The organism is Rhizobium sp. BK275 (assembly GCF_014193555.1).
Classification (GTDB): Bacteria; Pseudomonadota; Alphaproteobacteria; order Rhizobiales; family Rhizobiaceae; genus Rhizobium.
The window spans coordinates 25,306-51,759 of the sequence record NZ_JACHZL010000009.1; the positions used below are offsets into that span (position 1 = coordinate 25,306).

Here is a 26,454-nt window from a genome sequence, read left to right on the forward strand (position 1 = left end):
TCATTTTTCCAGCGTGGCCACGATCTCGACATGCGAGGTCCAGAGGAACTGGTCGATGGGCGTAACCGACGTAATGCGGTAGCCGCCCTCGACGAGGAGGGCGAGATCGCGGGCAAGCGTCAGCGGATTGCAGCTGACGGCGACGACCTTCTTGACGATCGAGCGCGCCAGCTCCTTGCATTGGAATTCCGCGCCTGCGCGTGGCGGATCGAAGACGACGGCATCGAAGACTTTGAGCTCCGAGGTCATCAGCGGGCGGCGGAAGAGATCACGCTTTTCGCTGGTCACGGGCTTCAGGCCCTGCGTGTTGCGCGCCGCGTGGTCGAGTGCCGCAATCGCCTTGCCGTCGCCTTCAACGGCATGCACGCGGCCGAGACGAGCAAGTTGCAGCGAAAACGTACCGGCACCGGCGAAGAGATCGGCGATCCGCTTGGCCTTGCCGACATGGGCAAGCACGAGGTTGGCCATCGCCTCTTCGGCCGGCTTCGTCGCCTGCGTGAAACCGCCGGCGGGCGGGGAAGCCTGCACGCCGCCGAACTCGATCATCGGCTTCACCGGCTCGACGAGAATTTCGCCGTCGAGCGAAACGCGCGCAATGCCGCGAAGGCCAAGCACGACCTCGACCGCCTTGCGCCGTTGCTGGTCGGAAAGCTTCTTCACGCCTTCGATCGCAAGATCGAGACCGGAGAGCGTTTCCAGAACCGCGATGCGGAAGGCCTCGGCATTGGTCGCCACGGCAGCACCGACGGCCTTGATCGCCGGCAGCCGGGAAACGATCCCCGTCGACGAGATGGGACATTCCTCGATGGCGACGATGTGGTGGCTTTCGGCCTGGTTGAAGCCGATGAGCATGTCCTTCTCGGTCTTGCGCGCCGCAAAAACCACCCGCCGCCGCTCACCCGGATGGGCGGCCACGATCTCGCTGACCTCAGGCGTCAGTCCTTTGGACCTCAGCGCATCGATGACGAGCTGCCGCTTGAAGGCGCGGTAGGGGACATCCGCCATGTGCTGCAGGGTGCAGCCGCCGCAGGTGCCATTGACGCCATCGGGACCGAAATGCCGGCAGGGCGGCTCCTGCCTGGCGGCGGAAGCCGAGGCGATCGACATCACGGTGCCCTGGTTCTTGACGCGGGCGATCGCTACCGTCTCGCCGGGCAGGGTGAAGGGCACATAGACTGGCCCATCCTTGCCGTTGGCAATGCCGTCGCCCTGTGCACCGAGTCTGTCGATCGTGATTGTTTCCGTGCTCACGCTTTCGTCCCTGCCAGTAGAAATTCCTGATTGCCGTCGCCGCCCGAAATGGGCGAGGGGATGAGCCCGAAACTCTTCCAGCCCATATCCTCGCTGAACCAGCGTTCGAGTTCCGCCGCCACATCAGGCCCGGAAGCCGGATCCTTCAACAAACCACCCTTGCCGATTGCTTCGCGTCCCGCCTCGAACTGCGGCTTGACGAGAATTGCGGCGAGGGTGCCCGGCTCTGCGATATCGAGCGCCGGAGCGAGCGCCAGCTTCAGCGAAATGAAGGAGACGTCGGAGACGATGAAATCCACCGCGTGGCCGATATCCTCGGCCGTCAGGCTGCGGGCGTTCAACCCCTCGATATTGGTCACGCGCGGATCGGCCGATATCCTCGGATGCATCTGCCCGTGGCCGACATCGATTGCCGTCACATGCGCCGCACCCCGTTCCAGCAGCACTTCCGTGAAGCCGCCGGTCGATGCGCCGACATCGAGACAGTGCCGCCCGGCCGGGTCGAGCCCGAAATGGTCGAGTGCTGCCACAAGCTTCAACGCTGCACGCGAGACATAATCCTGTGCCGGATCGTCGATCTCGATTGTCGCATCCGAAGCGAAGACGGCGCCGGCCTTTGTCACTACTTTGCCGGCGACTTTCACCGTGCCGCGCGCCACGGCATCGCGCGCCCGTGAGCGGCTCGCAAAGAGGCCGAGAGTGACGAGAAGTTGGTCGAGGCGCTGGCTGTTTTGATCTGACATCGGCTGTGAATGACCGGCAAAGCCGCCGGTTGCAAGCATTTTTGTTGGCATGACGGATATGCTGTCACGGCTTCACATCACCGGAACTGCAATAATCAGAGCCAACTTGTGCTGCGGCGCACAAATTTAAACAAATTTAAATCCCTGCTCGCATAGGTTCACTTTGATTGCAGCGGTTCGCTTTTTTGAATCGCTTCGTGCCATGAAGGCTCCTGCGTCCTCACCGCCGATCATGTTCCTCATCAAGAAGTCTTGTGGCTGCGCATTTGCGTGGCCGCCCCTTGTCGCGCCTGATGTCGCCAGGAGAAATTGACCGATGTTCGCCCGAAACATATCCTTGAATGGTAAGCTTGCGGCCACGTTCGCAGCACTCATCCTTATTTTCGTATCCGTTTCCGCTTTCGTCTATTCCAAGGCAACCACGTCGGCGAGCGCTTCCGCCGAGCAGGAAAAGTCCGAGCTTCTGGTCAATCAGATCGACGACGCGCTGCAGGCCATGCTCGAGCAGGCCGTCAACCTGCGCGGCTTCATCCTCTTCCGCAGCGACAGCACTTATGGCGATATTTTCGCCAACCGCGACCGCATGCTGAAGGCGATTGCCGCTGCCAAGCAGACTGCTGCTTCCCAGCCTGAGCTGGTCTCGATGATCGACGACATGCAGAAGGCGGCCGACCTGTATTTCCACGAGCTTGCCGAGCCGCAGGCCAAGGCTCGCAAGGAAACAGAGACGCCGATCGCAGACGTCGTCAAGATCGGCGTCAACGCCACCAAGGGCCAGCTCGACGGTTTCCGTGCCGCTTCCGCCAAGATCAAGTCTCTCGCCCGCGACAAGTCCATAGCACTCGCTGCGGCGCGGGCGGATGCCAACAGCGACCTCAAGACCACGCTTCTGGCCGGTGGCATTGCTGCTGCACTCGCCGCTGCCGCACTCGCCTGGGCTCTGTCGCGCACAATCGTTCGTCCGATCGTCGGCATGACGGCCGCCATGGATCGTCTCGCTGGCGGCGACAACAATATCGAAGTTCCGGCCACCGACAGGCAGGACGAAGTCGGCCGCATGGCCCAGTCGGTGCTCGTGTTCAAGGAAGCGGCCATCGAAAAGCAGCAGCTTGCCGGCGAAACCGACCGCATGCGCGGCGAAGCCGAACGTCAGCGCCAGATCAGCGATGAGCAAAAAGCCCGTGAAGAAGGCGAACTCCGCTTTGCGGTCGAAGCTCTGGCCGGCGGCCTTGCAGGGCTTGCGAATGGCGATGTCGCAGCCCGCATCCATACGCCCTTCGCGCCGCAATACGACAGCCTGCGCAACGATTTCAACAATGCCCTCGAAAAGCTGCAGGCCGCCCTGCAATCGGTTGGCCGCAACGCTTCGGCCATCAACGCCGGCGCCGGCGAAATCCGTTCTGCCGCGGATGATCTCGCCCACCGCACCGAGCAGCAGGCCGCTGCTGTCGAGGAGACCGCCGCCGCTCTCGAAGAAGTCACGACGACGGTCCGCGACTCCGCCAAGCGTGCCGAAGATGTCGGCAACCTTGTCGAGCGCACCCGCCTCGGCGCCGAAAGGTCCGGCGAAGTCGTCCGCAGGGCGGTTTCGGCCATGCAGCAGATCGAAAAGTCCTCGGGCGAGATCTCCAACATCATCGGCGTCATCGACGACATCGCTTTCCAGACCAACCTGCTCGCTCTGAACGCCGGCGTCGAAGCGGCACGTGCCGGTGAAGCGGGTAAGGGCTTTGCCGTCGTCGCACAGGAAGTCCGCGAACTCGCCCAGCGCTCGGCAAATGCTGCCAAGGAAATCAAGGCGCTGATCAACACATCAAGCGAACAGGTCAACTCGGGCGTCGGCCTCGTCGGCGAAACCGGCAAGGCGCTGGAGGCGATCGTCGCCGAGGTTCAGGAAATCAACCGCCACGTCGGCGCGATCGTCACAGCCACCCGCGAACAGTCGATCGGCCTGCAGGAGATCAACACCGCCGTCAACAACATGGACCAGGGCACACAGCAGAATGCCGCCATGGTTGAAGAGCAGACGGCTGCCAGTCACGCGCTTGCCCAGGAAGCCTCTGCCCTCGACGAACTGCTGCGACAGTTCAAGCTTGGCGCCCAGGCTGCCGCTCCGGTCCAGCGGACGGTAGCCGCAACCGCCGCGTCCCGCCCGGTCGCCTCTCCGGCCCGTGCGCTCGCCGGCAAGGTCACCAAGGCCTTCGGCGGCAGGCAGGCATCGGCAGCCGCCGTTGCTGTCCAGGAAGATTGGACCGAGTTCTGAGAGCAATCGCCTCATTGATGAAAAGGGCAGGGCGGCATTCGGTGCCGCCTTTTCTTTTTTGCGGTCTCACCCGGCGGAGGCGCGCAGCCGCTCGATATCCCGCCGCGGCGGAACATTATGCACGCGGACATAATCGCGGCTGAACTGTGAAGGGCTGTCATAGCCCACCCGGAAACCCGCCTCAGCCGCGGTCAACCCTTCCGTCACCATCAGCCGCCGCGCCTCCTGCAGACGCAGTTGGGTGCGAAACTGCAGCGGGCTCATCGCCATCACCGTCTTGAAGTGTTCGTAAAAGGATGACGCGCTCATGCCTGCCACAGAAGCCAGATGTTCGATGGCGAAGGGCTCGCTGAAATTCTTTCGAACGAAGTCGATCGCCCGGCCGATCTGGCTGAGCCGGCTTTCACCATTGGCAATCTGCCGCAGCAGTGCGCCCTGCGGCCCGCGTATGAGGCGATAGAGGATTTCCCTCTCGACCAAAGGCGCCAGAACCTCCGCATCGTCGGGCGTGTCGAGCAGCCGCAGCATGCGCGCGGCGGCATCGATCAACTCAGGCGTCGTGGCGCTGACGCCCGCCGCTGGGCTCTCCGGCGGCCGTCCGCAGACGGCAGGAAGCATCTCGGTAAGCAGGCTGCGGTCGAGTTGCAGCCTCAGACACAGATAGGGCCGGTTGGCGCTCGCCTCGACGACCGCGCCGATGACGGGCAGGTCGACGCCGACGACGAGATAATGCGCGGCATCATAGACATGCACGCTGTCGCCGATCACAGCGCGTTTGCGCCCCTGCGCCACGATGCAGCAGGAAGGTTCGTAGAGTGTGTGGATCGGTTCCGTTCGGGCGGAGGATCGTATGATGCCGACACGCGGCAGCGCCGTATCGAAGCTGCCGTCCGTACCCGTGTGGCGATCGATCAATTCTGCAAGTTCGGCAATTTTTTCCATTCAAGCAGCATGGCCGACACTGCGGCAAATGCCAAGTGCTCTCGGCTGGTTTCGGAAGATCGTGCAAGAAATCCGGAGAAGCTTGCTATCGGCTTCCGCCCCTCGGACCCAATCTCATGCGCATGGATCGGCAGCATCCGGCTGCGGCCATCATTGAAGCATGAGGAAAGAGACATGACTGGTATCAAGGACAAGACGGTTCTGATCACCGGCGCCAGCAGCGGCATTGGTGCCGGCGTGGCGCGCGAACTCGGTGCGGCAGGCGCGAAGCTGATGATCGGTGCGCGCCGCACCGACCGGCTGGAAGAACTGGCATGGGAAATCCGTGACGGCGGCGGCACGGTGGAATTCCGCGCGCTCGACGTGACCGATCGAGCCGACGTCGAGACTTTCACCAAGGCGGCGGTCGATGCTTTCGGCGGCATCGACGTCCTCATCAACAATGCCGGCATCATGCCGCTGTCGCTCATGTCCTCGCTCAAGGTCGAGGAATGGGATCAGATGATCGACGTCAACATCAAGGGCGTGCTCTACGGCATTGCCGCCGTACTGCCGATCATGAATGCGCAGGATCGCGGCCAGATCATCAATATCTCCTCGGTGGGCGGCCTGGCGGTCGTGCCGACCGCCGCCGTCTACTGCGCGACGAAATATGCGGTGCGGGCGATTTCCGACGGTCTGCGTCAGGAAAATAAGAAACTTCGGGTCACCTGCATCTATCCTGGTGTGGTCGAATCCGAACTCGCTTCGACGATTACCGAACCCTTCTCGGCTGAAGCCATGGTCTCCTTCCGGGCGATTGCCCTGAAGCCCGACGCCATCGCCCGGGCAATCCGCTTCGCCATCGAGCAGCCCTACGATGTCGACGTCAACGACATCTCGGTTCGTCCGACCGAAAATGTGGGGCTCTGACCATGGCAATCCGTTCGGCACTTGCAGCCGCGGTCTTTTCGTTCGCAGCCTCTTCATCGGCTCTTTCAGAGGAACAGAAAATGCAGAACCATCCCTATCTCGGCATGTGGATCACCGGTGACGGGCATATCCGTCAGGAGCTGCTGCCGAACGGGCGATATGACGAGGCGCGCGGCACGCGAAAGAGCGCCTATCAGGGCCGCTATGAAGTGACCGGCGACCATATCGAATACTGGGACGATACCGGCTTTACCGCCGACGGCGATTTCATCGACGGTGTGCTGCATCACGGCGGCATGATCTTCTATCGCGACGGCAAGAAGCCGGAATAAGCAGATGCCGGTCGGTGTGCGGCCTTAACCGGCCACACCGACCGCAACACCGCGTCCGAGCGCGTTGAAGACGGTCGAGACGATGCCGGCGCGATCGAGACCTGCATGGGCGATCATTGCCTCCGGCTTCGCCTGCTCCATCCAGATATCGGGCATGACGAGCGAACGGACCTTCAGCCCGCGGTCGAGCAGCCCGTCCATCGCCATGAACTGCATGACCTGGCTGCCGAAGCCGCCGACGGAACCTTCTTCCACGGTGATGAGGATTTCGTGATGCCGTGCAAGCTGGCGGATCAGAGCATGGTCGAGCGGCTTGGCAAAGCGCGCATCGGCAACCGTCGTCGACAGGCCTGCGGCATCGAGATCTTCGGCCGCCAACAGACAGTCGGCAAGCCTCGTCCCGAAAGAGAGAAGCGCGACTTTGGTGCCTTCCTTGACGATGCGCCCCTTGCCGATCTCGAGAATCTGGCCGCGCTCCGGCATGTCGACGCCGATACCTTCGCCGCGCGGATAGCGGAACGAGATCGGGCCGGTATCATAGGCAACGGCCGTGCGCACCATATGCTTCAGCTCCGCCTCGTCGGCGGCCGCCATGACCACGAAGCCGGGCAGGGTGGCAAGGAAGGCCGTGTCGAAGGAGCCCGCATGCGTCGGGCCGTCGGCGCCGACGAAACCGGCGCGATCGATGGGGAAGCGCACCGGCAGGCCCTGGATCGCCACATCATGCACGACCTGGTCATAAGCGCGCTGCAGGAAGGTGGAATAGAGCGCTGCGAATGGCTTGAAACCTTCGGCGGCAAGGCCCGCGGCAAAGGTCACGGCATGCTGTTCGGCAATGCCGACATCGAAATAGCGTGACGGGAAGATCTCGGCGAACTTGTCGAGACCGGTGCCGCTCGGCATCGCCGCTGTGATGCCGACGACGCGGTCGTCGAGCGTGGCTTCCTGGACCAGAGTTTCTGCAAAGACATTGGTATAGCTCGGTGCATTCGGCTTCACCTTCGCCTGCGTGCCGGTGATGACATCGAACTTGTTGACGCCGTGATATTTGTCGGCTGCAGCTTCCGCCGGCGCATAGCCCTTGCCCTTCTGCGTCACGACATGGATCAGCACCGGGCCGTTCGCATTGTCGCGCACGTTGCGCAGCACCGGCAGAAGATGATCGAAGGAATGACCGTCGATCGGGCCGATATGATAGAAGCCCATTTCCTCGAACATCGTCCCGCCGGTCACGTAACCGCGGGCATGCTCGACGGCGCGGGTGATCGCCCGGTCGATGTTCTTGCCGAGGTAAGCCGTCAATTTCTTGCCGAAATCGCGGAAGCCCATATAGGTGCGGCCGGAAGCAAGGCGGGCGAGATAGGCGCTCATGGCGCCCGTCGGCGGCGCAATCGACATGTCGTTGTCGTTTAGAATGACGATCAGCCGAGCATCGAGAGCACCGGCATTGTTCAGTGCCTCATAGGCCATGCCCGCCGACAGCGCTCCGTCACCGATAACGGCGATCACGCGGCGGTCCGTCTTGTCTATATCGGCGGCGACTGCCATGCCGAGACCGGCGGAAATCGAGGTGGATGAATGCGCCGCGCCAAAGGGGTCGTATTCGCTCTCGGCCCGGCGGGTGAAGCCGGAGAGGCCGTTTTCCTGGCGCAGCGTGCGGATGCGGTCGCGGCGCCCGGTCAGGATCTTGTGCGGATAACATTGGTGGCCGACGTCGAAGATCAGCCGGTCATCGGGCGTGTTGAAGACGCTGTGGATGGCGATCGTCAATTCCACCACGCCGAGACCCGCGCCGAGATGCCCGCCGGTGCGGGACACCGCATCGATCATTTCGTCCCGGACTTCGCGTGCAAGCTGCGGCAGATCGCGATCCTCGAGCTTGCGCAGGTCGGCAGGGTAGGCGACCTGATCGAGCAGCGGGGTCTTCGGGGATTGTGTCACGGGCGGGCGCTCTTCTTTGACTGATCGGCTTTGCTTTATTCGATTGAATTGCGGCAAAACAACTGCATTTGAATAACCGCAAGTTTTTCACCTTAGAGCACTTCAGCCCTCCGGCAAAGGCACGAATTCCTCTTCGTCGCCAGGAACGATATCGAAGCGGCCGGTGCGCCATTCCTCCTTGGCCTTCTCGATCCGCTCTTTCGAGGAGGATACGAAATTCCACCATATGTAGCGTTTCGAGTTGAGTGCAGCACCCCCGAACAGCATGAGATGACAGCCCTCGGTGCCGGCTTCGAGCGTGATCGCATCGCCTGGCCGGAAGACGAGAAGCTGGTCCGCCGCGAAACGGTCGCCGGCAATGACGACCTCGCCCGCAAGCACGTAGACGGCACGCTCCTCATGCGCTGCACCGAAGGGAAATTTCGAGCCCGGCTGCAGGGCAATATCCGCATAGAGCGTATCGGTGAAGACCTTCACCGGCGAAGTCAGCCCTTCGAACGAACCGATGACGACACGGCCGGTCACCCCGCCATCGTCGATCAGCGGCATATCAGTCTTTTCGGTATGGGCAAAGGAAGGATCGATCTCCTCCTTGTCGTCAGGCAGTGCAAGCCATGTCTGGAGGCCGGACATGGAGAGCGGATGGCCGCGCAGATTGTCCGGCGTGCGCTCGGAATGCACGATGCCGCGGCCGGCCGTCATCAGGTTGATATCACCAGGGCGGATGACCTTTTCCGTGCCGAGACTGTCACGATGGCGGATTTCCCCGTCGAAGAGATAGGTGACGGTCGAAAGCCCGATATGCGGGTGTGGCTTCACGTCGAGCGCCTCGTCGGGCTTCAGGATGGCCGGCCCCATGCGGTCGAAGAAGATGAAAGGCCCGACGAGCCGGCGCTGGCGCGTCGGCAGGGCGCGGCGGACCTGGAAGCCGCCGATATCGCTGGTGCGCGGAATGATCAGGTTCTCGATCGCATCACAGGCGAAGGCATCGCCGGGCAGGGGATCTTTACCGGGGAAGAAGGACATGGGGGATCTCCGTTCAGTTTGCGCACCTTAGTCAGAACGGCGACGGAGGCAAGGCCGCCGCAGGGCCTGATATCCGAACCGCTCAATCTGTTCTTTCGCATCAATGACTCTTTCACCAAGGCACACTTTTGCGATGTGAGAAAATGGAAAATGCTTGTCCTGAGTTGAAAATTTTGCAACCGAAAGAGGCATTAAAGAGCAAGGGCATATATAGGACGCCACGGATTTAAAATGAGAAATATGCGACCGCTGGCCGCCGGTCTGATTGCGTCCCTGACTGTTCTTTCATCCTGCGCAGAAAATCCCAATTCAATGAAAATGAGCGAGAGCACCAAGGTTGCCGGCAAGCGAGCGGAAACCATGGTTCGGGAAAAGGGGGCGGCAGCCGTGGTGCGCGTCTCCTGGGACGGCACATATTGTTCGAGGGGGCGGGTTCGCCTCCAGAAGATCGTCGATGGCAGGATCGATCCAGGCCCCTTCGTCGAGATAGGACAGCCGACCGGCGTCTATGGCAACGCGGCATTGAAGGACTTCGCCAAGCTTTCGGTTCAGATGCTGACACTGAACCTGGCTGCGGTCGCCAAGGCGACCGCTATCGAGGACATCCGCACGTCGTTCCGGGCGATCGAACCCGGTCGTTATATCATCACCATGGTCTATTGCGACAACGGCAACAACAATGCGGCGATGGGGTTCGCCAATCTCGGATGGATGGGCGAGAAGGGGGACAAGCCCCAAATCCCGCTGCTCGGAGACAATTCCATTGTGATCGGCAAGGGTGAAATCGTCGATGCCGGTATCGTCGATATCGTGTCCACGGGTTCGACCGGCTTGTTTTTCGGGCATGACACGGCCCGCCTTGCCGGATCCGAAGCGCCGCAGCCGTTGCGGGAGGCGATGAAGCTCAATCTGCCTGAGATCTATGCCCGCATGACCTACACCAAGTTCTCCGCCTACGGCGGCCTCCTGCTTCCAGAGAATCCGAAACCAAAGGGAAAATAAGATCATGACATTGGTTGAACATCGCACCACCGGCTGGATGAACGGCGGGGCGGCCCGCACCTTGCTGGCGGCGACATTCGCGGCATACCTCGCAACCCAACAAATCGCGGCGGCGGCACCCGTTGAGGCCGGTAAGGGCGTCGATGTCGCCATTACCGCTTTCAAGGATGTCTGCCTGCGCTCCGCACCATCCTTTGCCGCCGCTTCCGCCAAGGCAAAACGCTATGGCATCAAGAAACTCCTCACGTTCGGCAATGCCGCCATGGGCATGACGGATGACAAGTCTTTGTCCGTTCAAATCGAGCCCAATCGCGAATGCGCGGTAACGAGTCCCAACCGGTCCAATCCGGCCTTGCATGCACAATTCCTGCGCGCCATCAGCGAGTTTGCCGATAAGACGCCGCAGGCCAACAAGGCAGGGACGCCCTTCCCCGGCATGGTCAAGGGACATCGCTTCGTCTTCCAGCATGACCGGAAAGGCGGCGAGGCTTACGTGATGCTAAGTCTGGAGAAATAGCCTGGAGCCTGATCTTCTCGACGCTGCTTTCGGCGGCCGAAAGCAGCGTTTCGCAGGACTTTTTCAGAGGGCTTCACCGGCGCTTGCTCAGATCGCGGTAAAACCATTGTCGACAAAAAGATGGGCGCCGTTGACGAAGATCGATTCATCGCTGGCAAGATAGAGCGCAGCGCGGGCGACATCTTCCGGCTCGCCGATCCGGCCTTGCTGTGCGGCAATTGCTGCATCGGACACATCGACGCCATGTGCCTGCAGCTCCTTCACCTCGCGCAGGCCGTGCGACGTGCGGATGAAGCCGGGGCAGACGGCATTGCAGCGGATATTACGGTCCCGGAATTCGACAGCGATGGCGCGCGCAAACATATGCACCGCCCCCTTAGTCGTGTCGTAGAGCACTTCCATCGGCGTGGCGGCAACCGCCGAGATCGAGGAGGTGCAGACGATCGATCCGCCGCCGGCCTCGATCATCTTGGGCAACACCGCCTTGGTCATCAGGAACATGGAGCGGACGTTGACCGCATGCAGCCAGTCCCATTCCTGCAGCGTGGTTTCCAGGAACGGCTTGATGACGATCGTGCCGGCATGATTGAAAAGCACGGTGACCGGCCCATAGCGCTCTTCGACGCCTGCCACCGCGGCATTGACCGCTGCTTCGTCCGAGACATCCGCCGTCCAGTAATCGGCCTCGCCGCCGGCATTACGGATTTGCTTCATGGTTTCGGCTGCCGCCTCGCCATTCCGATCGATGATCGCAACACGCGCACCCTCAGCCGCAAAGAGCTTCGAGGCCGCGCCGCCCATGCCGGTGGCGCCGCCCGAGATGATGGCGACCTTCCCCTTCAATCTGTCCGTCATTCTGCTGTTCCCTTGATGTTGTCGAGGGATCATAGATCGGCAGGAAGCCGGCGGCCAAGCGTCTAAGACAGGAAGTTTTATTGTTGCTTAAGCGCCGTCGAGCGGTTCGACGCCCTGCGGCTTGCCGGCGCGGTCGAGGCGGATCTTCTCAATGCGGTTTTCGGCAGCGGTCAGCAGCGCTTCGCAATGCTTCTTCAGCGCTTCGCCGCGCTCATAAATCTCGATGGATTCGTCCAGCGCTACGTCGCCGCGTTCCAGGCGGGCAACGATGCTTTCGAGTTCGGCAACTGCCTTTTCGAAGGAAAGACCGGAAACCTCCGGCTTGGCGCTGTCAGTCATTCTCAACCCTTCATCATTCTGAGGATATGCATACCCGCCGACTCGGCAAGCCCTTCCAGATCATACCCGCCTTCCAGCAGGCTGACGACCCGGTTATTGGCGCTGCGGTCGGCAACTTCGAGAAGACGGCCGGTTGCCCAGTCGAAATCCTCACCCGTCAGGTTGATCTGCGCCAGCGGATCACGGTGATGCGCGTCGAAGCCGGCCGAGATGATGATGAGATCCGGCCGGAAATCGTTGAGTGCCGGCAGCACGCGCGACTTGAACGCCTCACGGAAATGATCGCTGCCGACATTGGGCGAAAGCGGCGCATTGACGATCGTGCCATGCGCACCGTTCTCATCCTTGGCGCCCGTGCCGGGATATAGCGGCATTTGGTGAGTGGAGCAGAAAAGCACGGAAGGATCATCCCAGAAAATATCCTGCGTGCCGTTACCATGATGCACGTCCCAGTCGACGATAGCCACACGTTCTGCCCCGTGCGCCCTCTGTGCATGGCGGGCGGCAATCGCCGCATTGTTGAAGAAACAGAAGCCCATGGCCGTCATTTTCTCGGCGTGATGTCCCGGCGGCCGAGCAGCGACGAACACATTGTCCGCCTTGCCGCGGAACACATCGTCGACTGCGGCCATTGCCCCGCCGATACCGGTCAACGCGGCCTGCAGGCTCTTCTGGCTCGCATAAGTATCGGCTTCGAGTTGGTTGATCTGATCTTCCTCTTCCGGAATCTGCCGCATGACGGCGATCAGATGCTCTTCCGGATGAGCAAGCAGCACCGCATCCTCATTCGCCTGCGGTGCTTCCTTTCGGTCGAGGCGCTCGAAATTCGGATGCTCCAGCGCGACATTGAGCGCGCGGATGCGGTCGGAGCGCTCGGGATGGCCAGACGGCGTCACGTGCTCGAGAAAGATGGGATGTTCGTAAAGACGGGTGCTCATGCCGGCACTCTATCGGTCGTATATGTCATGATCCACACGAGATGGGGCGCCGCCTGCCGATTTCAACAAGCGGCATCGCCGCAATTAAGAGCCGTGTGCCGGCGTTTACGCTAATTTAATTGTTTCGTTTACTTCGCCGGACCCCGTGTTAGGGTCTAAGTGATAACATGCAAGGCAGACCTGTAAATGAGTAAGACGAACCGCCCGGACATGGTGGAATTGCGTGTGCCGTTTCGCGATGTGGATATGAACGGCCAGATGTTTCTGGCCTCTTATATTTCCTATGCGGAATCCGTACTTGCAGGTTTCTGGTCATTGAGACCTGATGTGGAGGACGAGCCTGCCTATACTCCCGCCAAGGTGTCCTGCATCCTTCATCGGCCATTGCACTATCACGAGACGGTAACCTTCACCGCTGGCGTCGACAAGATCGGCGTCCGGTCTATCGGCTTCCTTATCGCTGCCGAGATCGAAGACGAGCGTGCAGCCGAGGTTGAGATCACCTGGCAGGCACGCAGCCGTGAGGACGGCTCGCCGGCCGCGCTTCCCGAAGAGACGCGCGACTGGCTCTATGGCTTTCTGGATTAAGCGCGAACCGGCAGCAACGGATAGCCGACCATGACGGCCCGGCCGACGAGCGCTGCAACGAAGGCCTTGATCACATCGCCTGGGATATAAAAGAAACTGCCGAGGAAGGCCTTCTGCAAGGTGACATCGGCCACGATAGCCGCAAAGACAATGCCAAATGGATAGAGCACGAAGATGCCGCCGATGATGGCAGCAAGGAAAAAGCTCACCGTCTGCACAAGGCCGGACTGACTGGCGTTGACCAGCCGCTCGCTGAGGAAGCCCGTAACGAAGGCAGCGAAGACCCAGCCATACAGGAAGCCCGACGTAGGGGCGACAAGGGCCGTCATTCCACCGCGGCCGCCCGAAAGCACCGGCAGGTTCATTGCGACAAGTGCAATCACGATAAGCACCGCAATTGAGCCCCGTTTCGCGCCAAGGACGACACCTGCCATCATCACGCCGAGCGATTGCGCCGTGATCGGAACTGCAACAATGCCGACATAGATTGGCGGCAGCAAGCCAAGGGCCACGATGATCGCGGCGAAAAGAGCGGTAAGGACGAGGTCTCGCGTGCTCATCGTGATCTCCAGTTCACAAAACGTTAACTGACATGCCGCCGAATGCCGCGCGCGTCAATCGCCGCAGCAACGTTATCCGCATCCCTGAGCGTCAGAATGATGAGCGGGGTAAGGATCGTCGTCGGTCGCAGTTTCAACCCCCGCGCTGCATGCGCCTCGCTGATTGCATGGTAGCGGGCAATGATCTCGGGCACGAAACGCAGCACGAGGCCGACCGCCAAGCCAACATCGTCAGCCCTCACCCAGCCGGTGCGTTCCAGTGGCCGCACAAGCGTCGTGATCTCGTCCATGAACTGGGCGATCGTCGTTGTGGCTGTCACGGCGGCGGCAAACAGCATCAGCCCGGTCAGCCGTAGCAATGTTGCGAAAGCCTGATGCCATGGATTCACGATAAGGGTGACGAGCGCCACGAATGCGATCGTCAAGAAGATCGGTTTCAGCCGGGCGGCCGATTCCTTTACCGGCATGCCGACGCTGCGATAGATGAGTACGGTCAACAGCATGACGACCGCAAGCAGCAGAAGGTTGTTACTCAAAAACAGCACGAAGCCGAGCAGGAAGAGGGCAAGGATCTTGGCCCGCGGCGAAAGCCGGTGCAGGGCGCTGTTGCCTTCGACATAGAGTGATTGCATCAGGCCGCGAGCTCCTTGTAACGGGCGATTGCCTGCGCCGCCGGCGCATCGGCAGCAAGCTCGCCTTCATGGAAGAGCAGCACCCGCTCGAAACCGGAGATCAGCTCCAGATCATGGGTGATGACGACGACGTTTTCTTCGAGCCCGTCGATGGTCTTCTGCACCAATGCGCGGTTCCTCAGATCGAGTTGGTTGGTGGGCTCGTCGAGGATCAGGATGTCGGGACCGGTCGCCAGCACCGAACAGAGGGCCGCAATCTGCAATTCGCCGCCGGAAAGCTCGTGCGCGCGGCGAGTGGCCAGTTCCCTGGCGTTGAAGCGAGCCAGCACCAGCTCGACCTTCCGATCGATCTCCGCCTTGGTTAAGCCGCGGCCCTTCAATCCGAAAGCGATGTCGTCCCTGACGATAGGCAGGATGATCTGGTTCTGCGGCGACTGGAAGATGAAGCCGACATCGGCAAGCGCCGTCTTCTCGTCGCGCGTGTCGCGACCGTTGACCAGGACCTTGCCCGTGGTGGGCTTCATCAGCCCATTGATCATCCGCGCGAAGGTCGTCTTGCCCGAACCGTTGAGCCCGATGACGCCTAGCCGGTTTTCGGTGAGCGAGAGCGTCAGCGGTTCGACCGCGACCCTTGGCCCGAAACTGGCACCTGCGCTCTCGAAACGAATATCCAAATCTGGTCCCCTTGTTAGAGTTCCTGCTTCTATAGGGCGGTGATGACCCGATAAAGGATCAAAAATCAAATCGGCTCCAATATGGTATCGGGTGGCTAGGAAGATTTTCCGCGCTATGATGGCGGCATGACGAATCTGCTCTCCAATTCAGATGCTCGCCGTGTCTTTCTCGCCAAGCAGGGGTTGAGCGCGCCTCCGAACCGCGCGCTGACCAAGGCTGGCCTGCTGGATCTTATCCATGATCTTGGCTTCGTGCAGATCGACAGCATCCAGACGGTCGAGCGCGCTCATCACCAGATCCTCTTTTCCCGCAATCAGACCTATCGGCGCGAGCACTTGACCGCGCTCCTGGAAAAGGAAGGCGCGCTCTTCGAACATTGGACGCATGATGCCTCCATCCTGCCGAGCGCCTTCTTCAAATACTGGAAGCACAAATTTCGCGACGAGGAGAAGGCGATCATCGAGCGCTGGCGCAAATGGCGCGGCGAGGGCTTCGAAGCCTCATTCGAGGAAACCTACGAGCGGGTGGTCAAGGGCGGAGCGATCCTGGCGCGTGACATGAAGGCGGACGGTCACGTCTCCGGCGGCTGGTGGAACTGGCATCCGAACAAGACGGCGCTCGAATATTTCTGGCGTACCGGCAAGTTCGCCATCGCCGGCCGCTCCAACTTCCAGAAGATCTACGACCTCGTCGAGCGCGTCATTCCGGCCGAATTCCATGAGCCGGAGGTGAGCCGCGAGGATTTCGTCGACTGGGCGTGCCGCAGTGCGCTCACCCGCTTGGGCTTTGCCACCCACGGCGAAATCGCCGCCTTCTGGGACCTCTTGTCACCGGATGAGGCGAAGGCCTGGGTAACCGAACATGGGGATGAGCTGATCGAAGTGCTGATCGAACCGGCGCTTGGGGGTAAGCCGCGCTCTTCATGGGCTTTTGCCGATTTCCTCGGCACGATAGACACTTATCCGGAAGCGCCCCCGCGCATCCGGGTGCTCAGCCCGTTTGACCCGATGATTCGGGACAGAAACCGGACCGAGCGCCTCTTCGGCTTCTTCTATCGCATCGAGATCTTTGTGCCGGAGCCGAAGCGTGAATATGGCTATTACGTCTTTCCGCTCCTGGAAGGCGACCGGCTGATCGGCCGCATCGATATGAAGGCAGACAGGAAAAGGGGCACGCTCGATGTGAAGCGGCTGTGGCTGGAGCCGCGCGTGAAAGCGTCTGCCGGTCGGATCGAAAAGCTGGAAGCCGAGCTCGATCGCCTGGCGCGCTTTGCCGGTGTGGAGCAAGTCGTTTATCTGGACGGCTGGAGAGGGTAGTCCCGTCTCCCGAGGGAGAAAGGATAATCAGCAGATTTCCGTCTTGGAAATCTTGATGCCGAATCCTTCCAGGCCGACATAGTGCCGTTCGCGGCTGGTCATCAGCGTGATCGAGCTGACGCCGAGATCTTTGAGGATCTGCGCGCCAAGGCCGATTTCCAGCCATTCGTTTTCGCGCGTCTGCGCTTCGGCATGGGCCTCGCGGCCCTGATTGCGTGCCTTGCGGCCGTTATCATAGTGGCCGACTCCAACAGAGCCTTCGCGCAGGTAGACGATGACGCCACGGCCCAGTTCCGCAATCTTCTGCATGTAGAAATCGACCGGCTTGCGCTTGCCGAACAGGTCCTCGGCGACGTTTTCCGGATGCAGGCGCACCGGAATATCGACACCGTCACGGATATCGCCGAAGACGACGGCGAGGTGCTGCATCGGGTCCCAGGGCAGGGAATAGGTGTAGGCCTTGGCCTTGCCGAACGGCGTCTCGATATCGAAGCTCGAACCGAGTTCGATCAGCGTTTCCTTGCGCTGGCGATAGGCGATGAGATCGGCGACCGAGAGGAGCTTCAGGCCGTGCTGTTCGGCGAAATCCACCACCTGCGGGCCGCGCGTCACCGTGCCGTCGTCATTGACGAGTTCTGAGATAACACCGATCGGCGGCAGGCCGGCAAGCTTGCAGAGATCGACCGCCGCTTCCGTGTGGCCCGAGCGCATCAGGACGCCGCCTTCGCGGGAAACCAGCGGGAAGATATGGCCGGGGCGGACGAAATCAGAGGCGCCGACATTCGGATTGGCGAGATTACGCACCGTCAGCGTGCGGTCGTCGGCGGAAATGCCCGTCGTCGTCCCGTGCTTGAAATCGACGGAAACGGTGAAGGCCGTCGTATGGGCGGAATCGTTTTCCGCCACCATGGCGTTGAGGTTCAGCCGCTTGGCCTCTTCCTTCGGCATCGGCGCGCACACGATGCCTGATGTGTGGCGCACGATGAAGGCCATCTTTTCCGGCGTCGCATGCACGGCGGCAACGATCAGGTCGCCCTCGTTTTCGCGGTCATTGTCGTCCATGACGACGACGATTTCGCCGGCTTCGAAAGCCCTGATGGCATCGACAACGCGCTTCTGGTCATAAGGCATGGGACAAGTCCTATTTCAGCCGGCCGGTCTGGCCGCGGTCGCGAAGATAGTGGTCGGCAATGGCGCAGGCGATCATCGCCTCGCCGATCGGCACGGCGCGAATGCCGACGCAGGGGTCGTGACGGCCCTTGGTGCGGATATCGACATTCTTGCCGTCGGCATCGATCGACTGCCTCTCGGTGAGAATGGAAGAGGTCGGCTTGACGGCGAAGCGGGCGACGACCGGCTGGCCAGTCGAAATACCGCCAAGAATACCACCGGCATTGTTGGACAGGAAGATCGGCTTGCCGTCATTGCCCATGCGCATCTCGTCGGCATTGTCCTCGCCGCTCGTCTCGGCGGCGGCAAAGCCGTTGCCGATTTCCACGCCTTTCACGGCGTTGATCGACATCAGCAGCGAAGCGATATCCTGGTCGAGCTTTCCGTAGATCGGTGCACCGAGGCCTGCCGGAACACCTTCGGCAACGACTTCGACGACCGCGCCGATGGAGGAGCCGGCCTTGCGGATGCCGTCGAGATACTCTTCCCAGACGGGTACGATCTCGGCATCGGGGGAGAAGAATGGGTTCTGGCCGACCTGGTCCCAATCCCAGTTGACGCGGTTGATCTTGTGTTTGCCGATCTGCACCAGCGCGCCACGGATGGTGACACCGGGCACGACGAGGCGGGCAATGCCGCCGGCTGCCACGCGTGCCGCCGTCTCGCGTGCAGACGAACGGCCGCCGCCGCGATAGTCGCGAATGCCGTATTTCGTGTCATAGGTGTAATCGGCATGACCGGGGCGATACTGTCGGGCGATCTCGCCGTAGTCCTTGGAACGCTGGTCGGTATTTTCGATCAGCATGGAAATCGGCGTGCCGGTCGAGATCATCGTTTCGCCGTCGGCATCCATCATCACGCCGGAGAGAACCTTCACCAGATCGTCCTCGCGCCGCTGGGTGACGAAGCGGCTCTGGCCGGGCTTGCGCTTGTCGAGCCAGACTTGCAGGTCCTCGAGCTTGAAGCGCAGCCCCGGAGGGCAGCCGTCGACGACGGCGCCGAGCGCCGATCCGTGGCTTTCGCCCCAGGTGGTTACACGGAAGAGGTGACCGAATGTATTATGCGACATGTGTTCCCGCCGGATGCGCGGAGCCGGTCGTCACCGGCCGCGCCATTACTTAAAAAGGCGCGACACTCATAGGCCAAAAAAACGCTCAGGCAAAAGCCTTTCTTTGCGCCGAAAGGTACTCTCCGGGAAATGGTGTCCCCTGGATTTGCGAACGGTGGAAGGTGGACACTGGGCTCTAGGATGCCAGCAGCCAAGCCGTGCCGCGCGCCTCGATGGCGAAATCGTCGAAGGAGAGGGGGCGTGCGAAGGCATAGCCCTGCAGAAGATCGCAGCCGAGATCGCGCAGCAGTTCGGCATGATCAAGCGTCTCGACGCCCTCGGCCACCGTCTCGACGCCAAGCGAGCGGGCGATTTCGATGATGGAGCTGACGAGCGCACGCTCCTGCGAAGAGGCGACGATCGGCTGCACGAGCTGCCGGTCGATCTTCAGCCGCTTCGGCTTCAGTTTCAGCAGGGACACGATCGACGTGTGGCCGGTGCCGAAATCGTCGATCTCGATATCGATGCCGAGCGCCTTGATCCGTTCGAGATTCTGCGAGACCACATCCTCGCTCTCGTCGAGGAAGATGGATTCCACCAGTTCGAAAGAGATTTCGCCGGGGCGGATCTGCAGGTCGCCAAGCGATTCCAGCAGGCTGCCGTCGTGCAGGCGCCGCGCCGAGACGTTGACCGAAACCTTCGGCACGGAGATGCCCTGAGCGGCCCAGCGCATCTTGTCGCGCAATGCGGTCTCCAGCACGATGCGGTCGAGCGTCTGTACGACATTGATCTCGTCGGCAATGCGCAGGAACTTATCCGGCGTCAGCAAGCCCTTGGAGGGATGGCGCCAGCGCACCAGCGCCTCCACCCCGGTCAGCTTCATCGAACGGGCGCAGAATTGCGGCTGGTACCAGGCCGTGAACTCGCCATTGTCGATGCCGGCGAGGATCTCGTCTGCGGTGCGCTTGTTGTTGATGATATCGGCTTGAAGATTGTGATTGAAGAATTCGAAGCGGTTGCGGCCGAGGCTCTTGGCGCGATAGAGCGCGATATCGGCATTGATCAGCACCTTGCGCGCATCGACATGGATGCCGTTCGCCAGCGCTATGCCGATCGACACGCCGCAGCGGCAGGAGAAGCCCTGGAAATCGATGGGCTGACGCATTTCCTCGACGATGCGGCCTGCAAGCTCCGCCATCTCCGTGTCGCCCGTGTCGAAGGAGAGGATGACGAATTCGTCGCCGCCGATACGCGCCACGACATCTCTGTCACGCACGCTTCTCGAAAGCACGCGGGATGCATGCACCAGCATCGCGTCGCCGGCGGCATGCCCCAGTGTGTCGTTGATTTCCTTGAAGCGGTCGAGGTCGATATGCAGGATCGCGAATGTCTGCCGCTCGCTGCGGCCGGCATCCGTCAGGCTTTCCAGTGCTATGTCGAGCTTGCGGCGGTTGGCGAGCGAGGTCAGCGGGTCGTGGAGAGAATTGTGCTCGATCCTGTTCTTGGCAAGCTCCAGCTCGATGTTCTTGGCGATCGCTTCGTCCTTCGCGGACTTGAGGCGCAGCGTCATCAACGCGTCCTCGGTCGAATCGAAGGCGATGCCGATGATTTTCATCTCGCCGGTCGGCGTGCGGTGCACCTTGCCGACAGAACGCACGTAGCGCAAGCCGCCATTCTCGTCCGGCACACGGGCGACAAGCGTATGCGTGTCCCCGAGTTGCCTGAAATGTCGGGCGCTTTCGAGCGCCAGCCCGCGATCATCGGGATGGATGCGGGAGAGCCAGGCGTCTTCGGTCACGAAGGCATTGCTCTGCCTCAACCCGTAGAGCTCGTGCATGCGCTCGTCCCAGATCGAGCCGGCTTTGCCAAGAACGGCTTCCCAGATTCCGCATTGATAGGAATCGAGTGCCAGATCGAGCTTGCTGGAGAGTACGGAAAGTTCGGCCTCGCGGCTTGAAAGCTCTTCCAGTGCGAGTTCCAGCTCGGCATTTTTGAGTTCGCTTGTTTCTTTGGCGAGACGAAGCGTGTTGGTGACTTCCGCGTCGGCCGTGACATCCCAGACGATGCCGATCGTCTTTCCTGCGCCGCCGGCATCCGTATAGAAGGCGCCGATGGACCGCAGGTGGCGGATGCGGCCATCCTCCCGCATCACTCTGTATTGCGCGGTACAGGCTTCCCCCGCGATGCTGCAGCCGAAGAAATGAACCTCTGCGATTTCGCGGTCTTCGGGCACGATCGTTGACAGCCACACTGCCTGTGATCGGATACCCTCGATCGCCTTGAGGCCGTGAAGCGAGGATGCGCGCGCATCCCAGGAAAGGCTGGTGGCGTTTTCCGGCAACTCCCAAATACCGATCCGGGAGGATTCGAGTGCCAGGTTGAGACGCTGCGACAGTTCCAGAAGCTTGGCCTCGCGCGCTTCAAGCTGCGTAATATTGCGATTGCGTTCGCCGAGCAGCAACGTGGCGAAGAAGATCGGGATGATGATCACGCAGCCTGCGGCGACGATGATCAATCGCAGTTCGGGCTGATTGTCTGGAACGGCCTTCCAGCCTGTGTTCGGTACCGCCGCCAATTCCCACCGCCCGCCCGCGAAATTGATTTTACGGCGGAGCGGATCTTTGCCGTAAATATCGGAGGGGCCGAAGAAGGGCGCGGCCGTTTCGTCCGGAGTGCCGATGTCGCGCACCGCGATCGACAGATGGTCGAGATGCGGGTAGCGCTCCTGGTTCTCGCTGTTGCGCGCGGGTCTAAGGCCCGTCGCCTCGTAGAACATGTTCTGGTCGATGACCGCCTCGACCGCGCCCCAGATGCGGCGTTTGCCGTCCTGCTTGACGAAAACCGGGAAGAAGATCGCGAAGGCGTTTTCTGCATCCGTCGTCTTGAAGGGACCGTAGAAGCGGGCCGCCTGATCGCCGGAATTGCGGCTGATCGACATGCGTTGCAGCAGTACGTCCCGCACATCCCTGCCGATCCGGTCTTTGCCTGATTGCGCCGGATAGACCGACTTGACGATGAAATCAGGCGCGACCGCAATATGGATGAAATGCGGGTTCTGGATCAGCAGCCAGTTGATCTGCCGTTCCATCTCCACTTCGTTCGCCTGCGTGCTGAGCGAGATCAGGTTGGAAAGGTCGCGGACGGCGGTGATGTCCATGTTGATCTGCGCCTGCATGCGGGCGCGGATCAGGTTCGTCTCGTTTGCAGTTCGGATTTGCAGCTCGCGCAGATAGGCGGCAGTATTCGCGCTGTCGAGCGCAAAGCCGACGGCAATAACGACGACAGCCATGAGGGCGGAAACCAGCAGCGAGACACGCGTATTCTTCAGAACACGCCGCAGCCGGTTGCTGTTGCTTGGCCGGAATTGCAAATCACACACCCCTACATTCGCATTGACTTTAGGGTGCAGGAGTTAATTTACGATTGCGCGCATTCGTGGCTGCTAAATCGCGTAAACGGAGAGAAAAAGACGGTCAACGGAGCCTCTTGATTATCCGTAAAATCCTATTCATCAATTGGGCGCCGAAAGCCATTCTTCCGGGCAATTTTCGCCATATTCAGGAGTTTATCTGTGGCCACTCGATATCAACGGCAGCGTTTCAAAGGGATTGCCGACATGCGTTTCGTTATTGCTACGCTTCTGGCCACGGCAAATTTTCTTTCGCCCATGAGCAGTTTTGCCGAGAGCGCTGATGTCGAGGCGACCATCAAAAAGGTCGACACGACCAATCTCGTTCTGACGCTGGACGACGGCAAGACCTATCAGGCGCCCGAGGAATTCGATTTCGAAGGCCTGAAGGCCGGCGTCAAGGTGGTGATTTTCTATACGGAAGTCGACGGCAAGCGCGTCATCAACGATCTCGACATCGTCAAGTAATCAAGCCCTCTCCGGGCTGGATCCAGCCGATCAGGCTCTGCGACGTCTCGATCCTCAAAATCCGGTCCTGCGGAATTTCGCCCTCGGAAGCGATGTCCTTCGGCAGGTCGGAGATTATCTTGAATAAGCTTCTAATGACGCCGCCATGAGTGACGCAGACCGTCGGCCGGTCGACCGAATTCAGCCATGCGCCGGTCCGCCACGACATGATCTCGTAGCTTTCCGCATCCTCTCCCGGCGGAATGAAATCCCATTTGTTGATGTTGCGTTCTGCGACGCGCTCGGTCTGCGAGGCCCTGAGCTGCTTCAGCGTATAGCCTTCCCAGTCGCCGAAGGAGACCTCGACCAGGCGTTCGTCGGTGCGGTAGTCCTTGGACGGGAGCCCCATGGCTGATCGCATGATCTCCATGGTCTCGCGCGTGCGGCCGAGCGGGCTTGCGACGAAATCGAATTCCGTATCTTCGCCCTTCAGGATCGCCGCAAGGGCGATCCCGTTCTGTCTTGCCTGTTCGCGGCCGATCGCATTGATCGGAATATCCTTCTGCCCCTGCAGGCGACGCTCCGCATTCCAGTCGGTCTGGCCGTGTCTGATCACATAGATAAGCACGGGGATCGGCTCCGCTCGAGGGTAGTAGGACGCCTCAGTCCTTGATGACGGAAATATCAGGCGCGTCCACAGCCTTCATGCCAATGACATGATAGCCGCTGTCGGCGTGATGCACCTCACCGGTCACCGAACGCGACAGGTCGGAGAGAAGGTAGAGGCCGACATCGCCCACTTCCTCGATGGTAACCGTACGGCGCAGCGGCGCATTGTACTCGTTCCACTTGAGGATATAGCGGAAATCACCGATGCCCGAAGCAGCCAGCGTCTTGATCGGACCTGCCGAAACGGCGTTGACGCGGATGTTTTTCGGTCCGAGATCGACGGCGAGATACTTGACGCTCGCTTCAAGAGCAGCCTTGGCGACGCCCATGACGTTGTAGTTCGGCATCACCTTTTCTGCACCGTAATAGGTGAGGGTGAGCATCGAGCCGCCTTCCGTCATCAGTTTCTCGGCGCGGCGAGCGACCGAGGTGAAGGAGTAGACGGAGATCTGCATCGTCTTGGCGAAATTGTCCGGTGTCGTATCGACGTAACGGCCGGTCAGTTCGTCCTTGTCGGAAAAACCGATCGCGTGCACGATGAAATCGATCTTGCCCCACAGCTTCTCGACATTGTCGAAAACGGCATCGATCGTGGATTCGTCACTGACGTCGCAATGGCCGACCATGACGGCGCCGATTTCGGCAGCCAGTGGCTCCACGCGCTTCTTCAGGGCATCGCCCTGGTAGGTGAATGCAACTTCCCCGCCCTGCGCATGAATGGCCTTGGCAATACCCCACGCAATCGAACGATTGTTGGCGACACCCATGATGACGCCGCGTTTGCCTGCCATGAGGCCGGATGCTTGAGCCATATTTCGCTTCCCTAGGAATTCTGATGATCCTGCCTATGGCATAGGCCGTTAATCGGTTCAAGCTTGGCTAAGATCATCAACTGTTAGGGATCGTAACAAAGGGTGCGATTGTCACTGAAATTTCATAAAAACAGCCCTTCACGCATACTTCGCATGAGATCGGTGACTTTATCGTCGGGTTTTTCCCACAACATAATACGCAATTCGACGACGAGATCGCCTTTTCCGCCGCTGTCGTTGGGCAGGCCCTGGTCGGGAATGCGGATCGTCTTGTCGGAGCCGGACCAGGCCGGGACCGTTACATTGAGCGGTCCCTGCGGCCCGTCGATACGCGCCTCAGTGCCGAGCACCGCATTCTCGATGTTCAGCGGCAGCACCGCATGCACGTCGAAACCGTCGACGGTGAAGCGTGGGTCGGGGGCGATGTGGATATTGATCACGGCATCGCCGCGCTGCATGCCAGGCAGCTTGAAACCCTGGCCCTTGAGCCGGATCTGATGGCCTTCGGTCGTGCCGGCCGGCAGGGCAAAGCCCACTTCGCGGCCTTCGGGAAGGGAAACCGTCGTCCAGCTTCCCTTCATGATGTCTTCGATCGTCACGGTCGCGGTCGCCCCTTCATCCGGCGCCTTTTCAAGGCCCGGCTGGCCGGCGCCGGTGAAGCGACGCACAAGCGAGGTCAGCAGACTGAGCGGCAGGGACATGTTGGTGCCGCCGGTAACGGAGGCCTCCATATGCTCGTCCTCTGCCTTGGCGGGGTCGGATTCGGTGGTTTCCTGTTCCGGCTGCTTGGCGGCCTCCGCTGCATGCGGCTTGGCCTGTGCTTGCTGCGAATGCGCCTGGGATTGGGCCTGTGCGCCGGCAGTGCGGGCTGTCTGCGCACCGAAGATCCGTTCGACCATCTCTTCTGCGGCTTCGGCAGTGCCGGCCTGCTGCTGTTTGGCACCTGCCGCGGCGGCCTTTTGTGCATTGGCGTTGGCGCGCGCAAGCTCTTCCATCACGCGTTCGGCATTGGCCTGCGCGGCCTTTGCGCGCTCGGCCGCCTCACGGGCTGCGTGCCGCTGCTGCATGATCGTTTGTTCTTGCTTCTTGGCCTCTGCCATACGCACTGCGCTGTCGAAGAGATTGCGCTTCCTTGGATCTTTCAGCGTCTCATAGGCGCGGCCGATCTCGGCAAAACGTGCGGTCGCCGTCGGGTCACCCTGATTGTGATCGGGATGCACGGCCTTGGCCATGTTGCGCCAGGCTGCCTTGATTTCATCCGCTCCCGCGTCGCGCTTGACGCCCAGTACCTTGTATGGATCACGCATTGTTCGCACCGCCGCTGTCGCAATCCGGGAGGCATGTTCCTCGTGGCCGTTCCCGGAAACCGAATACTCAACTCATGACGCGCCGTCCCGTTCGCTTATGCGACAGGAAAGCCCGCTCGTCGGCCGATCGTGCGGGAGAGTTGCTAATCACTTCTTATTTCCGAAGTTGGACATGGGGTGTTTTGCCGCGAATGGTTAGTCTTTCACTAAACATTGAGGCGAATCGGCACGACACATTAACCCTGGCGCGTCAGGCGTGCATCCCGCCGAAACAGCTGAGCAGACGGGCTCAGCTTTCCGGCTGGAAGCTCAGAAGCTGCCAGTTGCCGCCGCCGACAAGGCAGGTCTTGCCATAGAACTTGGCGATGCCGACATAGGAGTGGCGCGTCGTGCGGAACTGGCGGCAGACCTGGCCGGCGTCATTGTTCTCGACGATCGTATCGATGACACCGGCGCTGCCGGTCGAGGCATTGGCCCAGGGAAGGGGCTGTCCCTCGAGCTTCTGGATATCGGCTGAGGTTACGGCGTTGCGCACCGTCATCTCGTCGGAAAGCGTATCGGTGCTGGGAGCGGGCTGTGGCACGGTGCCTGTCGCCACCGAACGATCCACCTTTGCCGAACTCAGGAAATCGAACCCTCCGGCCACGCAGCCGGAGAGGGACAGAATCGCGATACCGACGATGGAGAGTCTGACGCTGCGGCGCAGCGAACCCTTTGTATGGCGATGTGTCTTTGCTATGACTTCCACCCTGTGTTCTTC

Annotated in this window: 26 protein-coding genes; 8 read left to right on the top strand and 18 right to left on the bottom strand. The window is 60.8% G+C overall.

Annotated features, from left to right (window positions below):
• Both FHT82_RS25515 and FHT82_RS25520 read right to left on the bottom strand, forming a co-directional pair.
• Positions 1 to 1,251, bottom strand: a complete 1,251-nt coding sequence (locus FHT82_RS25515; RefSeq protein WP_183735498.1) for a class I SAM-dependent RNA methyltransferase — start codon at positions 1,249 to 1,251, stop codon at positions 1 to 3.
• Positions 1,248 to 1,994, bottom strand: coding sequence for a TlyA family RNA methyltransferase (locus tag FHT82_RS25520; RefSeq protein ID WP_183735759.1), 747 nt, complete (start codon positions 1,992 to 1,994; stop codon positions 1,248 to 1,250). Before FHT82_RS25520 ends, FHT82_RS25515 begins: the two co-directional genes overlap by 4 nt.
• Before the next feature lie 316 nt (positions 1,995 to 2,310).
• Here FHT82_RS25520 and FHT82_RS25525 point away from each other — a divergent pair, with 316 nt between their 5' ends.
• Positions 2,311 to 4,257 carry a methyl-accepting chemotaxis protein gene (locus FHT82_RS25525; RefSeq protein WP_183735499.1) on the top strand — a complete coding sequence of 649 codons (1,947 nt, stop codon included), beginning with the start codon at positions 2,311 to 2,313 and terminating at the stop codon, positions 4,255 to 4,257.
• A gap of 66 nt (positions 4,258 to 4,323) precedes the next feature.
• Here the strand turns inward: FHT82_RS25525 and FHT82_RS25530 are convergent, their stop codons facing one another.
• Entirely contained in the window at positions 4,324 to 5,199 is an 876-nt protein-coding gene (locus FHT82_RS25530; RefSeq protein WP_183735500.1) for an AraC family transcriptional regulator, read from the bottom strand.
• A 174-nt stretch (positions 5,200 to 5,373) separates the two neighbouring features.
• Between FHT82_RS25530 and FHT82_RS25535 the strand changes: the two genes are divergently transcribed.
• Together FHT82_RS25535 and FHT82_RS25540 are read left to right on the top strand one after the other, a co-directional pair.
• Positions 5,374 to 6,111 carry an SDR family oxidoreductase gene (locus FHT82_RS25535; protein ID WP_183735501.1) on the top strand — a complete coding sequence of 246 codons (738 nt, stop codon included), beginning with the start codon at positions 5,374 to 5,376 and terminating at the stop codon, positions 6,109 to 6,111.
• Positions 6,112 to 6,113: 2 nt separating this feature from the next.
• Positions 6,114 to 6,443: an Atu4866 domain-containing protein gene (locus FHT82_RS25540; protein WP_183735502.1), complete on the top strand. Its 330-nt coding sequence runs from the start codon at positions 6,114 to 6,116 to the stop codon at positions 6,441 to 6,443.
• A gap of 24 nt (positions 6,444 to 6,467) precedes the next feature.
• Here FHT82_RS25540 and dxs read toward each other — a convergent pair whose 3' ends face one another.
• Positions 6,468 to 8,384 carry a 1-deoxy-D-xylulose-5-phosphate synthase gene (dxs, locus tag FHT82_RS25545; RefSeq protein ID WP_183735503.1) on the bottom strand — a complete coding sequence of 639 codons (1,917 nt, stop codon included), beginning with the start codon at positions 8,382 to 8,384 and terminating at the stop codon, positions 6,468 to 6,470.
• Between the two features lie 102 nt (positions 8,385 to 8,486).
• Positions 8,487 to 9,410: a pirin family protein gene (locus FHT82_RS25550; protein ID WP_183735504.1), complete on the bottom strand. Its 924-nt coding sequence runs from the start codon at positions 9,408 to 9,410 to the stop codon at positions 8,487 to 8,489.
• A 312-nt stretch (positions 9,411 to 9,722) separates the two neighbouring features.
• On the opposite strand from FHT82_RS25550, the gene FHT82_RS25555 reads away from it, so the two are divergent.
• Entirely contained in the window at positions 9,723 to 10,412 is a 690-nt protein-coding gene (locus FHT82_RS25555; RefSeq protein ID WP_183735505.1) for a hypothetical protein, read from the top strand.
• 4 nt (positions 10,413 to 10,416) lie between these two features.
• Entirely contained in the window at positions 10,417 to 10,929 is a 513-nt protein-coding gene (locus tag FHT82_RS25560) for a hypothetical protein (protein WP_246698224.1), read from the top strand.
• Positions 10,930 to 11,016: 87 nt separating this feature from the next.
• Here the strand turns inward: FHT82_RS25560 and FHT82_RS25565 are convergent, their stop codons facing one another.
• The 3 genes from FHT82_RS25565 to FHT82_RS25575 all read right to left on the bottom strand — a co-directional run bounded on the left by FHT82_RS25565 (position 11,017) and on the right by FHT82_RS25575 (position 13,061).
• Complete coding sequence (locus FHT82_RS25565; protein WP_183735506.1) at positions 11,017 to 11,784, bottom strand: SDR family oxidoreductase; 768 nt, start codon at positions 11,782 to 11,784, stop codon at positions 11,017 to 11,019.
• A gap of 87 nt (positions 11,785 to 11,871) precedes the next feature.
• On the bottom strand, positions 11,872 to 12,123 hold the full coding sequence (locus tag FHT82_RS25570; RefSeq protein ID WP_183735507.1) for an exodeoxyribonuclease VII small subunit: 252 nt from the start codon (positions 12,121 to 12,123) through the stop codon (positions 11,872 to 11,874).
• 2 nt (positions 12,124 to 12,125) lie between these two features.
• On the bottom strand, positions 12,126 to 13,061 hold the full coding sequence (locus FHT82_RS25575; RefSeq protein ID WP_183735508.1) for a histone deacetylase family protein: 936 nt from the start codon (positions 13,059 to 13,061) through the stop codon (positions 12,126 to 12,128).
• A 186-nt stretch (positions 13,062 to 13,247) separates the two neighbouring features.
• On the opposite strand from FHT82_RS25575, the gene FHT82_RS25580 reads away from it, so the two are divergent.
• Positions 13,248 to 13,649, top strand: a complete 402-nt coding sequence (locus tag FHT82_RS25580; RefSeq protein ID WP_183735509.1) for an acyl-CoA thioesterase — start codon at positions 13,248 to 13,250, stop codon at positions 13,647 to 13,649.
• On the opposite strand, the gene FHT82_RS25585 is transcribed toward FHT82_RS25580, so the two are convergent.
• The 3 genes from FHT82_RS25585 to FHT82_RS25595 are packed head-to-tail and all read right to left on the bottom strand — an operon-like array spanning position 13,646 to position 15,515.
• Complete coding sequence (locus FHT82_RS25585; RefSeq protein WP_183735510.1) at positions 13,646 to 14,209, bottom strand: biotin transporter BioY; 564 nt, start codon at positions 14,207 to 14,209, stop codon at positions 13,646 to 13,648. The two genes, FHT82_RS25580 and FHT82_RS25585, sit on opposite strands and share 4 nt — an antisense overlap.
• Before the next feature lie 23 nt (positions 14,210 to 14,232).
• Positions 14,233 to 14,841 carry an energy-coupling factor transporter transmembrane protein EcfT gene (locus tag FHT82_RS25590; protein ID WP_183735511.1) on the bottom strand — a complete coding sequence of 203 codons (609 nt, stop codon included), beginning with the start codon at positions 14,839 to 14,841 and terminating at the stop codon, positions 14,233 to 14,235.
• Positions 14,841 to 15,515: an ABC transporter ATP-binding protein gene (locus FHT82_RS25595; RefSeq protein WP_183735512.1), complete on the bottom strand. Its 675-nt coding sequence runs from the start codon at positions 15,513 to 15,515 to the stop codon at positions 14,841 to 14,843. Before FHT82_RS25595 ends, FHT82_RS25590 begins: the two co-directional genes overlap by 1 nt.
• Positions 15,516 to 15,641: 126 nt before the next feature.
• Here FHT82_RS25595 and FHT82_RS25600 point away from each other — a divergent pair, with 126 nt between their 5' ends.
• Entirely contained in the window at positions 15,642 to 16,832 is a 1,191-nt protein-coding gene (locus FHT82_RS25600) for a winged helix-turn-helix domain-containing protein (RefSeq protein WP_183735513.1), read from the top strand.
• Positions 16,833 to 16,859: 27 nt separating this feature from the next.
• On the opposite strand, the gene ribB is transcribed toward FHT82_RS25600, so the two are convergent.
• The 3 genes from ribB to FHT82_RS25615 form a co-directional block, all read right to left on the bottom strand.
• On the bottom strand, positions 16,860 to 17,963 hold the full coding sequence (gene ribB / locus FHT82_RS25605; protein ID WP_183735514.1) for a 3,4-dihydroxy-2-butanone-4-phosphate synthase: 1,104 nt from the start codon (positions 17,961 to 17,963) through the stop codon (positions 16,860 to 16,862).
• 10 nt (positions 17,964 to 17,973) lie between these two features.
• The gene (gene aroC, locus FHT82_RS25610) at positions 17,974 to 19,071 is read right to left on the bottom strand and encodes a chorismate synthase (protein ID WP_183735515.1); all 1,098 of its coding nucleotides are present in this window, start codon (positions 19,069 to 19,071) and stop codon (positions 17,974 to 17,976) included.
• A gap of 175 nt (positions 19,072 to 19,246) precedes the next feature.
• Positions 19,247 to 22,420: an EAL domain-containing protein gene (locus FHT82_RS25615; RefSeq protein ID WP_183735516.1), complete on the bottom strand. Its 3,174-nt coding sequence runs from the start codon at positions 22,418 to 22,420 to the stop codon at positions 19,247 to 19,249.
• 246 nt (positions 22,421 to 22,666) lie between these two features.
• Between FHT82_RS25615 and FHT82_RS25620 the strand changes: the two genes are divergently transcribed.
• On the top strand, positions 22,667 to 22,927 hold the full coding sequence (locus tag FHT82_RS25620; protein WP_112542941.1) for a DUF1344 domain-containing protein: 261 nt from the start codon (positions 22,667 to 22,669) through the stop codon (positions 22,925 to 22,927).
• Here FHT82_RS25620 and FHT82_RS25625 read toward each other — a convergent pair.
• From FHT82_RS25625 to FHT82_RS25640, 4 genes are all read right to left on the bottom strand, one after another.
• A complete protein-coding gene (locus tag FHT82_RS25625) occupies positions 22,920 to 23,534 on the bottom strand; it encodes a histidine phosphatase family protein (RefSeq protein WP_183735517.1) in 615 nt (204 codons plus the stop codon). The two genes, FHT82_RS25620 and FHT82_RS25625, sit on opposite strands and share 8 nt — an antisense overlap.
• 34 nt (positions 23,535 to 23,568) lie before the next feature.
• Positions 23,569 to 24,387, bottom strand: a complete 819-nt coding sequence (gene fabI / locus FHT82_RS25630) for an enoyl-ACP reductase FabI (protein ID WP_183735518.1) — start codon at positions 24,385 to 24,387, stop codon at positions 23,569 to 23,571.
• A gap of 122 nt (positions 24,388 to 24,509) precedes the next feature.
• Positions 24,510 to 25,694, bottom strand: coding sequence for a DnaJ C-terminal domain-containing protein (locus FHT82_RS25635; protein WP_183735519.1), 1,185 nt, complete (start codon positions 25,692 to 25,694; stop codon positions 24,510 to 24,512).
• 289 nt (positions 25,695 to 25,983) lie between these two features.
• A complete protein-coding gene (locus tag FHT82_RS25640) occupies positions 25,984 to 26,442 on the bottom strand; it encodes an RT0821/Lpp0805 family surface protein (RefSeq protein WP_183735520.1) in 459 nt (152 codons plus the stop codon).
• Positions 26,443 to 26,454: the final 12 nt, after the last annotated feature.